The 10,468-nt window shown below is 61.2% G+C and carries 14 protein-coding genes; 5 read left to right on the forward strand and 9 right to left on the reverse strand.

Features of this window, described 5'->3' with window-relative positions; all coding sequences use genetic code 11:
• Nucleotides 1–2 precede the first annotated feature (2 nt).
• Complete coding sequence (locus tag BW38_RS03565; protein ID WP_032977653.1) at nucleotides 3–260, reverse strand: RnfH family protein; 258 nt, start codon at nucleotides 258–260, stop codon at nucleotides 3–5.
• Between the two features lie 3 nt (nucleotides 261–263).
• Nucleotides 264–689, reverse strand: a complete 426-nt coding sequence (locus tag BW38_RS03560) for a type II toxin-antitoxin system RatA family toxin (protein ID WP_025878862.1) — start codon at nucleotides 687–689, stop codon at nucleotides 264–266.
• Nucleotides 690–746: 57 nt separating this feature from the next.
• On the opposite strand from BW38_RS03560, the gene smpB reads away from it, so the two are divergent.
• Together smpB and BW38_RS03550 are read left to right on the forward strand one after the other, a co-directional pair.
• Nucleotides 747–1,250, forward strand: a complete 504-nt coding sequence (gene smpB, locus BW38_RS03555; protein WP_025878861.1) for an SsrA-binding protein SmpB — start codon at nucleotides 747–749, stop codon at nucleotides 1,248–1,250.
• Nucleotides 1,250–1,678, forward strand: a complete 429-nt coding sequence (locus BW38_RS03550; protein ID WP_032977656.1) for a GNAT family N-acetyltransferase — start codon at nucleotides 1,250–1,252, stop codon at nucleotides 1,676–1,678. The genes smpB and BW38_RS03550 overlap by 1 nt, the downstream gene beginning before the upstream one ends.
• An 82-nt stretch (nucleotides 1,679–1,760) precedes the next feature.
• Here the strand turns inward: BW38_RS03550 and BW38_RS03545 are convergent, their stop codons facing one another.
• The 4 genes from BW38_RS03545 to BW38_RS03535 all read right to left on the reverse strand — a co-directional run bounded on the left by BW38_RS03545 (nucleotide 1,761) and on the right by BW38_RS03535 (nucleotide 3,677).
• Nucleotides 1,761–2,333 carry a hypothetical protein gene (locus BW38_RS03545; RefSeq protein ID WP_032977659.1) on the reverse strand — a complete coding sequence of 191 codons (573 nt, stop codon included), beginning with the start codon at nucleotides 2,331–2,333 and terminating at the stop codon, nucleotides 1,761–1,763.
• Between the two features lie 141 nt (nucleotides 2,334–2,474).
• Entirely contained in the window at nucleotides 2,475–2,906 is a 432-nt protein-coding gene (locus tag BW38_RS03540) for a GNAT family N-acetyltransferase (protein WP_032977930.1), read from the reverse strand.
• A gap of 70 nt (nucleotides 2,907–2,976) precedes the next feature.
• On the reverse strand, nucleotides 2,977–3,195 hold the full coding sequence (locus tag BW38_RS21835; protein ID WP_152543323.1) for a hypothetical protein: 219 nt from the start codon (nucleotides 3,193–3,195) through the stop codon (nucleotides 2,977–2,979).
• A gap of 47 nt (nucleotides 3,196–3,242) precedes the next feature.
• Nucleotides 3,243–3,677, reverse strand: coding sequence for a response regulator transcription factor (locus BW38_RS03535; RefSeq protein WP_032977662.1), 435 nt, complete (start codon nucleotides 3,675–3,677; stop codon nucleotides 3,243–3,245).
• Between the two features lie 317 nt (nucleotides 3,678–3,994).
• Between BW38_RS03535 and BW38_RS03530 the strand changes: the two genes are divergently transcribed.
• The 3 genes from BW38_RS03530 (at nucleotide 3,995) to BW38_RS22130 (ending at nucleotide 8,723) form a co-directional block, all read left to right on the forward strand.
• Nucleotides 3,995–4,627, forward strand: coding sequence for a DUF4388 domain-containing protein (locus tag BW38_RS03530; RefSeq protein ID WP_032977665.1), 633 nt, complete (start codon nucleotides 3,995–3,997; stop codon nucleotides 4,625–4,627).
• Between the two features lie 4 nt (nucleotides 4,628–4,631).
• Nucleotides 4,632–5,276, forward strand: a complete 645-nt coding sequence (locus BW38_RS21255) for a response regulator transcription factor (protein ID WP_051585113.1) — start codon at nucleotides 4,632–4,634, stop codon at nucleotides 5,274–5,276.
• A gap of 1,788 nt (nucleotides 5,277–7,064) precedes the next feature.
• On the forward strand, nucleotides 7,065–8,723 hold the full coding sequence (locus tag BW38_RS22130) for an autotransporter outer membrane beta-barrel domain-containing protein (RefSeq protein WP_235189992.1): 1,659 nt from the start codon (nucleotides 7,065–7,067) through the stop codon (nucleotides 8,721–8,723).
• A gap of 155 nt (nucleotides 8,724–8,878) precedes the next feature.
• Here BW38_RS22130 and BW38_RS21840 read toward each other — a convergent pair whose 3' ends face one another.
• From BW38_RS21840 to BW38_RS03520, 3 genes are all read right to left on the reverse strand, one after another.
• Nucleotides 8,879–9,220, reverse strand: a complete 342-nt coding sequence (locus BW38_RS21840; protein WP_152543324.1) for a hypothetical protein — start codon at nucleotides 9,218–9,220, stop codon at nucleotides 8,879–8,881.
• A gap of 71 nt (nucleotides 9,221–9,291) precedes the next feature.
• The gene (locus BW38_RS0120880) at nucleotides 9,292–9,633 is read right to left on the reverse strand and encodes a YciI family protein (RefSeq protein WP_161763260.1); all 342 of its coding nucleotides are present in this window, start codon (nucleotides 9,631–9,633) and stop codon (nucleotides 9,292–9,294) included.
• 351 nt (nucleotides 9,634–9,984) lie between these two features.
• A complete protein-coding gene (locus BW38_RS03520) occupies nucleotides 9,985–10,338 on the reverse strand; it encodes a hypothetical protein (RefSeq protein WP_032977668.1) in 354 nt (117 codons plus the stop codon).
• Nucleotides 10,339–10,468: the final 130 nt, after the last annotated feature.

Here is a 10,468-nt window from a genome sequence, read left to right on the forward strand (position 1 = left end):
GATCAACCGCCGCGCGCGCGTCGCCGGCGGTTGTCCTTCGGGTCGGCCTGCAGGCCACGCAGCAGCTCCACACGATCACCATCCAGCAGCACCTGATGCGGCTGCGCCAGTACGCCATGCACGGCGGCGGCAGGACAGTCGGCACTGCCTTCGAGCCGGGCCGCTGCCACGGCATCAGCCACGGTCGCCCCCTCCTCCAGCTGCAGCCGGCGCGACAGCACCTGGTGTGGCCAGGCCAGCACGACCTCGACCTCGATCATCGTTCAGCCCTCGTCGGCGACGCGGACGAAATCGTTGACCATGCGATCGGCCAATCCCTGGAAGCCGATGGCCAGCGCCGGACCCAGCAGGCGTGAACTCGGCTCGAAGTCCAGGGTGAGGGTGACCTTGCAGGCATCTTCCGCCAGGGCGTGGAATTCCCAGCGGCCGTGCAGTTGCTTGAACGGCCCCTCGCGCAGCTGCATGTCGATGCTGTGCGGGCGTTGCAGGGTGTTTTCGGTCTGGAACCAGGTGCTGAACGAACCCAAGCCCAGGTCCAGGCGAGCGACCAGCCGGTCTTCGCCCTGCTCGAGGATGCGGGCGTCGGAGCACCAGCGGAAGCGGCGCGGATAGGCCTGGACGTCGTTGACCAGATCGAACATGCGCGCGGCCGAATGTTCGACCAGGGCACTGCGGCGGATAGTAGGCATGAATACAGGACGCTTCGGCAATCGACCGGGCGGGCCCGAATCGGAGACAATACGGAAATGAGCAAGAACACCGGCAAGGATAAAGCAAAGAGCGCGACGGCCAACAAGACCATCGCGTTGAACAAGCGTGCCCGTCACGAGTACCACATCGAAGACCGCTTCGAAGCCGGCCTGGCCCTGCAGGGCTGGGAAGTGAAGTCGATCCGCGCTGGCCGCGGCAACATCGTCGACGCCTACGCCTATGTGAAGGACGGCGAGATCTTCCTGATCGGCGCGCAGATCACCCCGCTGATCCAGGCCTCCACCCACGTGGTGGCCAACGACCGGCGCGAGCGCAAGCTGCTGCTGCACCGGAGCGAGATCGACAAGCTGGTTGGCAAGGTCGAGCGTGATGGCTACACGATCGTGCCCACCGCCATGTACTGGAGCAAGAACAAGATCAAGCTGGAAGTGGCGCTGGCCAAGGGCAAGCAGACCCACGACAAGCGCGATGCCGCCAAGGATCGTGACTGGGCGATCGAGAAGCAGCGGGTAATGCGTCGCGGCAACCGCGACGCCTGATGGAGCGCGCCGACGCTCCTGCGGCGGCCAATGCTGAAGACGCGCGCGAGCTGTGCGCGCGGTTGTCTGCGTTCAACCGCGCCAGCAGCGGTTTCGACTTCGAAGACGTGCCGGTCCGGCTGGCCTGGCGCGATGAACAAGGTGAACTGCGGGGCGGACTGCTTGCCGATGTCTGCGCAGGCTGGCTGCAGGTGCATGTCCTGTGGGTCGACCCGGAACTTCGCGGGCGTGGCATCGGCCAGCGCCTGTTGGCGGATGCCGAGACCCAGGCCCGTGACGCTGGTGCGTGCGGGGTGATGCTCGACACCTTCGACTGGCAGGCCGAACACTTCTACCTGCGACAGGGCTATGAAGTGTTCGGGCGGCTCCCCGATTGCCCGCCGGGCCACGAGCGGATCTATCTGCGCAAGGTGCTGCCAGGCCTTTAGCCCACGGCCCCTCCGTCGGCTTTCGAAGGACTGCGCCAGACTGCCCAAGCGCGGGGCGTCGCCCACCGTTTCGGGCAACGACTCAACCCGCCAGCATGCCCTGCCCGCGCAGACGCGGTGACAGCGCCGCGTGCATCACTGCCAGGTGCATCACCACCGACAGCTCAGGAGCATGGCGATCATCACCGGCACGCCACTGCTGTGCCAGCCGCGCCGCATCGACGGGCAGCAGGGCCAGCAACTGGGCGTCGTCCAGCGCGTCGGCGGAGGCCTGCAGCTGCCGCGCCAGTTGCCGCGACTGCCACACGTGCACGCCAATGCTCAGGCTGGCCAGCGACATGAGGGTCAGGGCCAGGCCATGCTCGAACCACTGTGACAGCACATCCGGACCCCACAGGAGTGCGGCCAGTACCGCCAGGGCCGGCAGCCGCCAGCCCAGCCAATGGAAGCGGCCACGCCGAGGCCAATGCACCACCACCGCACTGGCGATCAGCGCGGCTGCAGCCGTGGCCGGCAACTCGGTTACCCAGGTTGCAGCCAACAACACCGCCAGCACCGCCCAGACCCAGCCGGGCGGCAGTGCCCGCCGCTGGTAATCGGCCCCTACCGGGCCAACCAGCTGACGCAGGCTGCGCTGTTGCATTGCTTCGGTCACCGGCCGTCTCCGTATCTGTTCTGGCTGGAATGGTCGTAGCCAGTGTGTCGCAAATTCGTGCCCACGACGTTAGCAATCCGCTATGACGGACGCTCTACAACATGTTGCGGATTGGCGTGGCGACCGGCCGACGCCTGCCATTCACGCCGCGCGGAGATCCTTGCTGAGGAACACGCGACTGGTCCCCGGCGGATCGCACGGGACCTGGCCGAATACGGTCCAGCCATGCTTCACATAGAAGTCCGGCGCCTGGAAGCTGATGGTGTAGAGCACGGCGGAACGGCAGCCGCGCCGGCGTGCTTCCTCTTCGGCAGCGGCAAGCATCTGCGACCCCAGGCCATTACCCCGGTTTGCGGGCGGCAGGTAGAACAGGTCGATGAACAACAGGCCCAGCGAGGTGCGCCCGCTCAAGCCACCCACCACTTCGCCGCTGGCCGGATCGGTGGCCAGCACGGCCAAGGTGCGTCGATCGGCATGGCCGGCCGCCTGCAGATTGAACTGATCCAGGCCATCGGCAATCAGCTCCAGTGCTTGCGGGCTGGGGGCGTCGGTCACGGCGATTTCGAGCTGCATGCGGTCCATTCCCTGGGCGACTAACGGAACCGCCGATGCTAGCAAGCGACCTGCGGAAGCGGGTGACTGTTCAGGTTTTTTGGCGTAGCATGCGCAGCGTTGGGCAGGCACTGACCGTGGCGACACGGAACAGGCCTCGTACCTTGCAGAACTTGAAGAAACCGGGGGTGCATTGTCCCCGTGACGCCATAGGCGCCGGTTTCGCAAATACCAGAATAACGAAGCCCATCAATGCTTTAGCTTGATGGGCTTTTTCGTTCAGGACGTCCGCATGGGCAGAAATGGGCATCGATTGGCAGCGTAGTGCCAGCTTTTCTGCCAGCAATTTGCCACCCACTATCCACGGCTAAATCCACGGCAAAGCAAGGGCACGACGGTAGCCCCTCGGGCAACTTCATCGACGAACGCTCGGAATTCCGCGCACTTGCCATCGAAGTCGTCCAAGCTCAATCCCCTCAGCACCCCCACCCCCCGGGCCTCGGCAATCATCTCGGCGGCCCTAACCATGGCGGTCGACTTGCCTCCAAAAAAGGCAATCCGCGACTGTGGCGAGTGCAGGGAGAAGCAGTTGATCAGATCCACTAGTGATCGTCCAAGGCCAAACGCGTTCACCACCACCAAGCTGTAGTGCCGCCATTCCACGAGTGTCGCAGCGCTGCAAATGTCGCCAACGGTTTCTACCACAATCCTATCGTCAATCGACAAGCGCGACTCCATAGCAATTCGGTCCATGGTTCGATCACCAACCAGCAGAACCCTGATCAATCGCATCACACCTCTCCTTTCCTTGCTCTCCCGGCCCGCGATGGTTGCTTTGACATCTACTCACACCATGCATGCGACTAGAAATCCGAAGAAATAGGGATGCTAGTGCGCTCCCACTCCATTTCAAATAAGGCAATCCTTAATTTCTATCCTCCGGTCATCCAACAGCCCCCGTCCTAAGCGACGACAACCAACAGAGGACCAAAAATAGGAAAGTTCTCATTCCCATCAGCACACTCTTCAAACTACTCTCGCCACCTTAGCGTCGCGCCGATCCTGCCAAGTGCGTGACTGCAACATGGAATAATCCGGAGAGCACTGGAATGTCGATTTATGGTCACCTCGACGACATCGACCTGGAAGAGATCATCGCGCTGGTGGGCGGCAGGAGTGGGGTACTTTCCCTCGGACCAGTGCAGGGAAAGACCCTGAGCGTCCACGTAGCTGCCGGCTTGATCGCATCGTTCTCCATCGAACAGAAAATCGAGGGAAAGGACAAAATTCTCAAGCTTGCACGCTGGTTCGCCGGGCATCACTGCAATTTCAGTTTTGAGCAAAAACCGATCTACACCACCCAGGCCGTACATATGGGGCTACCAGAGCTTTTTCCACGTCGCCAGCACGCCGCTCCTGACACGGGACAGGTGGCTGCCCAGCTGTCCGACCCGGACACCGTGTTCATGCTGATCAAAGCAAAGAAAGTTGACCTTCCGCTTGAACTGCAGCTATTCCTGAACAGGGTCGCGCCGATGCTGGAAAAGGGCGCCAGCGCCCGTGGCATCGCGCAGCGTACGCAAATGCCTCTAGCAGATGTGCAACTTGCCCTGCATGGCCTGAAGCAGGCTAGAAAGGCATGGCCGGCGTTCATTGCGACTACGCCGCCGCTCCAAACTGCCAAACAGGGCCTGTTCTCTTGGCTACTGCGCCCTCGCATGGCGCGCATTGCCGCAGGTTGAAGTCATGGCCGACGGAAGCCACTTCATTCCAGACGGCAAGACTGTGGTTGTAGCGGACGAACATGCCATATTTGCACTAGGCTTGGTGAGTTCGCTGCGAGTCGTTCCGCATATCACGATCAGCGGCCAGACTACGCAGCTTGCCACGCTTCTTAGCTTGGTTGCCCAACATCAGCCGGACGTGGTCATCACTGGCTATAACCTACAGGTTGAAGAGGCCGCGACAGTTAGCCATGCTCCGGTCCGGGAGATCGGCCGACTATCACCGCGGAGCCGGATCATCGTAATCATGCCGCGCCCAAGCGAGGTGTTGCGCCACCGCCTCCTGCGCGCCGGCGCCCACCTAGTACAAAGCAAGGCTTGTGCCATCAACGCTCTGATTTGCGGAGTGATCGGCAACCTCAAAATCGGGAACTCCAGAGATGCGAGGGAGCGGCAACCCGTGTCCCCAAACGCTGCGCACCTCTCTCCATCCGAAAAGCGAGTACTGCAACTCTACTTGTCCGGCATGAACGTCACGGCTATCGCCTCGCTGCTTCAACGAAGCAGCAAAACCATCAGCTCGCAGAAGGTCAACGCCATGAGGAAGCTTGGCGTTTCGAGCAACCAGGAGCTAGTCCTTCTTGCCAGCAGCCTCGAAGTACGTTGACGGACAGCTTAGTCCGAGCCACGGAATCATTGCGCCTGGAGCCGATCTGTTCTTCCCGCAATCGAAAGAATAAGAATCGCCTGATTCTTTGGCCAGACCAGCGCCAGCAGAATTGGCTGCATCCTAGGTGATCAGGGCTGCCTGCGCCTGTAGCCCAATGAGAGACATCCGATCACCGACTCCGCAGTCGGCGGAACGTCGGTCCGTGTCCTGCTGCCGTTGGCTGCAGCTATCACTGGCCTTCTCATTCGGCACCCTGACCACCCGGAGGCTTGCCTTTTCGACACTGAGGTCCACATGAGCATCCGGAAGAACCCCCTCTCCTGCGCGGTTCTAGCCGCTCTTTTCCCCATCGCTGCGGCCCAAGCACAAGAATCGCCAGCGAGTCTGGTCACCGCCGATGGCACCAATCTCACCGTTCAGGACGAAATTCTGCAAGCGGTGGGTGACAACACCTATGGTCTGTACGCACTGAACTCCGGGCACATCATTGCATCGTCGCTTGACGTTACAACCCGGGGAGAAAACGCGAGCGCGTTGGTAGCACGCAGCGGCGGACAAATCGATATCTCGGACGGGAGTATCAGCACTCAAGGCCAGTCCTCCTATGGCTTAGACCTAAAGGACTCCGGAAGCAGCATTCGAGCAAGAAACGTCTGCCTAAGCACGACTGGCTGGTCGGCTTCGGCAGTCCATGCCACCTTCCAGACAAGCGTGCGCCTCGAGGATGCCTCTATCAAGACACAGTCTGCAACTGCAGCTGCAGTTCACCTTGAGGAATCAGACTTTTTGGCTACAGGCACTAGCGTCGTGAATAGCCAGCATGGCGGCGGAATCATTGCCTGGGGCGGCTCAGTTTCATTTAGCGCCGGCAGCATCCAGTCGCTGGGGGTTGGCATCAGGTTAGACAGCTCTTTGAACGACACTAATCCAGCTGCGAGCGCGCGCATTTCAGATGCCACGATTCTCGCTGGGTGGGCGGGTCTTGCCCTATACGGAGCGGGCACTACTGCGGATCTGGAGTCCATGACTATTACCGTCGATGGCGATGATAGCTCGAGCATGAAGTCGGGCATTCTGATTGCGGAGCCCAGTGGATCTGCAAGCGTGAACGTGCGCGATTCCGTGATTAAGGCGTACGGAACCGTTAGCTATGGAGTCACGAGCCTCGGCGGCAGAATCTCTTTGGAAGACTCAACCATTGCCACCAATGGCGAGAATGGCTTTGGTGTCATGGTCAACGGAATAGATAGTTTGGCAACCGTCGACGCAAACGACGTCGCAATACACACCGCGTCGCGCGGCAGTGTTGGCGCAATGGTGCTAGAAGGAAGCTTCGCCTTCAACGGGGGGAACATTACCACCCTTGGAGACGTTGCATTCGGTGTTATGGCTGATGGAATTTCCAGCAAAGGAGCTGTGAGCCTGACTGGAACGCGGATCAGCACATATGGAAATGATGCCCATGCCATCGTCGCAGGCAGCGCCACTCTCGACGTCAAAGGCACGCAGCTGATCACAAGCGGATCGAGCTCTCACGGCATTTGGATGTACGGACGCACCTCGACTGATCAGGGTTCGCTGCTGCTGACGCATGGCAACTGGGTGGATTCACAAGACTCTGCAGCGCTGCGCCTAAGCGGTGGCGAACATCAATTGTCGATCAGCGATTCCACGGTTGTGGGCAGATCAAACTTTGGAAGCGGGACCCTCCTCCTGGTAGAGGATGTCACCGGTGTACTTCCTCTGGAGCAACTCCTAGACCCATCCGCTGTCGCCGGACCTCCGGTGGCAACGCACAGGGTCCTCTTCGACGTTAGCGGAAGCAAACTCTACGGCGACGTAGTCGTCGACAGCGCCACCGCCAACGTGCAGATGACGCTGCGCAACGGCACCGTGTTCAACGGTGCGCTGCGCAACGACTCGGGCTACCAGGTCGCACAGCTGGCGATGGATGGCAGCAGCCAGTGGAACGTGCGTGGCACTTCCAGCGTCGGCTCCCTGGACCATGCCGGCACCATCGCCTTCGTCGCACCCACCACCGACGACTTCAAGACCCTGACCGTCACCGGCGACTATGTCGGCAACGATGGCCATTGGCTGTTCAACCGCGCACTGGGCGACGATGCCTCGCGGGGTGACCAGTTGGTGATCCAGGGCAACAGCAGTGGCACGGCCTCTGTCAGCGTGCGCAACGCGGGGGGCGCCGGTGCCCTGACCAGCGAAGGCATCCGCCTGATCAGCGTGGCTGGCCAGTCCGATGCGCAGTTCTCGCTGCAGGGACGCGCGGTGGCCGGCGCTTACGACTACTTCCTGTACAAGGGCGGCGTCTCCACGCCGGATGACGGCAGCTGGTACCTGCGCTCGGAATACGACCCGCCGGTCGACCCGCCGGAACCGCCCGACCCGCCGAAGCCGCCGATTGATCCGCCTGCTCCGCCGATCGATCCGCCGGTGGCCCCGCCGGTCGACCCGCCACTACCGCCGCTACCGCCGGTCCCGCCGCGTGTGGAGCGCCCGGAGCCGGCGGTGTACATGGCCAACCAGAGCAGCGCACTGGGCATGTTCCGGCACAGCCTGTACGACCGCAGTGGCGATCCTGCCGATGCAACCGACGGCGGCAGCGACGCCATTGCCTGGGCACAGGTGCGCAGCAGCCAGCCCGGCAGCCGCGGCAGCCAGGTCGATGTGGACAGCGAACTCAACAGCGTGCTGCTGGGTGTCGGTCGTCGCTTCGAAGCCAATGCCGGTGGCCAGCTGCAGGCAGGTGTGATGGCCGGCCAAGGCCGGGCACGCAACGACAGTCGATCGCAGGTGACCGGTTTCACCGCGCGCGGTGTGGTCAACGGCGCCAGCCTGGGCCTGTATGCCACCTGGCTGCAGGACGCGCGGATGGACAGCGGTGCGTATGTGGACAGCTGGTTGCAGTACGGGCGGTTCCGCAACAGCGTGCAGGGCGAAGGGCTGCAGAAGGAGCACTACCGTTCGAGCAGCTGGACCGGATCGGCCGAGGCAGGCTATGTGCTGCCCGTGCAGCGCACGGCGCAGCGCGGTGTCTACCTGGAGCCACAGCTGCAGGTGATCCACAGCCGCTACGACGCCGACCGCGTGGTCGAGGCCAACGGCACGGTGGTTGAAGGTTACGACAAGGACAGCACCACCACGCGTGTGGGTCTGCGCCTGTACACCCGTTCGCTGACGCAGCGCCAAGGGCAGGTACAGCCGTTCGTCGCGGTGAACTGGTGGTCCGGTGGCAACGACGTAGCCATCGCTGTGGACAGCGAACGCCTGCGCCGGCAGTTGCCGCGTGACATCTACGAAGCCAAGGCCGGCGTGCAGGTGAATCTGTCGGGCGGCTGGCGTGGCTGGGGCGAGATCAGCCGGCAGACCGGCGGCATGGGCTTCCGCGATACCAGCGGGCAGTTGGGCCTTTCGTACAGCTGGTGAGACCCATCAGGATAGGGGTTTCGAAATGAAACCCCGTACGTCTTAGTGGATGATGGACACCACGGTGCTGGATGCACGGGGCATGGACGCCCATCCCTGCAATTCGCAGAACCTCTAAATCGACTACACGGGGCCCAACGATGTAGCTCTGTAGCTCATAAGTCCGGCAGGCCCAATCGCCTCCGCAGAGCTGCCAAAAGCTGGTGATCTATCAGCCAGAAGTCGTCAATTCCGTTGTAAAGGATGTTGCGCTCATGACGATCACATTTTGTGATCCACTCATCAAAGCATGTAGCCTTGATCAATCCAGGCCACGCACGCAATTGATCAAAATCACTTGAAACTTCAGTTCCCCGTGATGCCATCGGCGCCGGTTTCGCAAAACAAAAGATAACGAAGCCCATCAATGCATTAGCTTGATGGGCTTTTTTGTTCACAACTTCAGCATGAGCAGAACTGAGCAGCGCTTGGCAGCGTTCGGTCAACTTCTTGGTCAACTTTCGATGGCACCCGCACTGCCAATGCTCAAGCACCTACACTGCTACCGTATGTGCTGACACTCTCAGGTTCACCCCATCATATCCACTGGCCGGAACTCCATGTCGTACGGCGGTAGAACGTCCGAGAGTTTCAGAAGTAGATCCAAATTTGGTGTCTCCACAAGGAAGAAGCCACCCAAGCCTTTATAGGCGGCGGCATACGGTCCTTCAGAGACCACCCTCGCACCGCCTGATCTACACACGGTCGTGGCAGATTCACCGCCTTGCAGCGCTTCTCCGGCCAGGATTTCGACGCCGCTGGCATCGCACTCACTCTGGAACTGTTCGAACCGTTCCATAAGTGCGGCCTGCTCAGACTCATTCAGGCCTTCCCACGCAGGGACATCGCCATCTCCCGTCAACAACAACATGTACCTCATATCCTTTTCCTCTCCGATCAAAGTGAAGGCGTATCGCCTCCCACATAGTGGCATCTACGGTCCAAACCAGAATATCAGACAAATCTTAATAACTGGCAGAGTGCTTCGAGCAAAGGCCGGTCTATGCGACTCAAGCAGCGGAAATAGAACCTACCCAGCTATTCTCCCAGCGCCGACAGGCCTGCCACGAAGATGACCAAAGAGCTATCCCTCTCGCCGACCCGAACACAGACCTTCTGAAGATCAAGGTCAGGAGGGTTGAGCCTACGGTGGAGTTACAGCGCTTTCTGGACAGAGTCGCGCCGATGCTTGAGAAGGGCCGCCGCTGCGACCCTCTTTGAGCTACAGGTCCGGCAGGCCCAATCGCCTCCGCAAAGCTGCCAGAAGCACGGTCGAGGTCCGTACCAGCGCATGCTGGTCGCGGGTCAACTCGTCATACATCTCCAGCACCTCTGCGGGGACCTGCCCTGCCCGGCCTGCCTTGAAGGCCTCCATCGAGACCACCTGAGCCTTGTGGCGCTCGTCTTCCATGCCCTTCTCCAGCGTCTGGCGGCCGGCGTGCCGCCCCCTAGATGCCTTGGGTTCCACGTCCAAGCCTATTGCAGGGGAAGGAAAACCAGCACCGCTGTCCATGGGCTGGTCGTTCTCCTGCTTTCCTTCTCCAATGGCCACCACCTGCAAGTCCTTCTCTTCCATCGACTGCTGACCCCTGTTCCAGTAGCGTCGGCAACATCGCCGATGCATTCACGATGCCTCCATGCAAGCACATCGCTTCGCGGCTCAACGTTGCGCGGCGCCCGCTGCCTCAATATCCTGAACGAATCTA

Origin of the sequence: Stenotrophomonas sp. RIT309 (assembly GCF_000632045.1) — a bacterium.
GTDB classification, from domain to species: Bacteria; Pseudomonadota; Gammaproteobacteria; order Xanthomonadales; family Xanthomonadaceae; genus Stenotrophomonas; species Stenotrophomonas indicatrix.

Coding starts and splice junctions, on each gene's coding strand:
- BW38_RS03565 (WP_032977653.1), bottom strand. CDS start 260: ATGATCGAGGTCGAGGTCGTGCTGGCCTGGCCACACCAGGTGCTGTCG.
- BW38_RS03560 (WP_025878862.1), bottom strand. CDS start 689: ATGCCTACTATCCGCCGCAGTGCCCTGGTCGAACATTCGGCCGCGCGC.
- smpB (WP_025878861.1), top strand. CDS start 747: ATGAGCAAGAACACCGGCAAGGATAAAGCAAAGAGCGCGACGGCCAAC.
- BW38_RS03550 (WP_032977656.1), top strand. CDS start 1,250: ATGGAGCGCGCCGACGCTCCTGCGGCGGCCAATGCTGAAGACGCGCGC.
- BW38_RS03540 (WP_032977930.1), bottom strand. CDS start 2,906: ATGCAGCTCGAAATCGCCGTGACCGACGCCCCCAGCCCGCAAGCACTG.
- BW38_RS21835 (WP_152543323.1), bottom strand. CDS start 3,195: ATGCCCATTTCTGCCCATGCGGACGTCCTGAACGAAAAAGCCCATCAA.
- BW38_RS03535 (WP_032977662.1), bottom strand. CDS start 3,677: ATGCGATTGATCAGGGTTCTGCTGGTTGGTGATCGAACCATGGACCGA.
- BW38_RS03530 (WP_032977665.1), top strand. CDS start 3,995: ATGTCGATTTATGGTCACCTCGACGACATCGACCTGGAAGAGATCATC.
- BW38_RS21255 (WP_051585113.1), top strand. CDS start 4,632: ATGGCCGACGGAAGCCACTTCATTCCAGACGGCAAGACTGTGGTTGTA.
- BW38_RS0120880 (WP_161763260.1), bottom strand. CDS start 9,633: ATGTTGTTGTTGACGGGAGATGGCGATGTCCCTGCGTGGGAAGGCCTG.
- BW38_RS03520 (WP_032977668.1), bottom strand. CDS start 10,338: ATGGAAGAGAAGGACTTGCAGGTGGTGGCCATTGGAGAAGGAAAGCAG.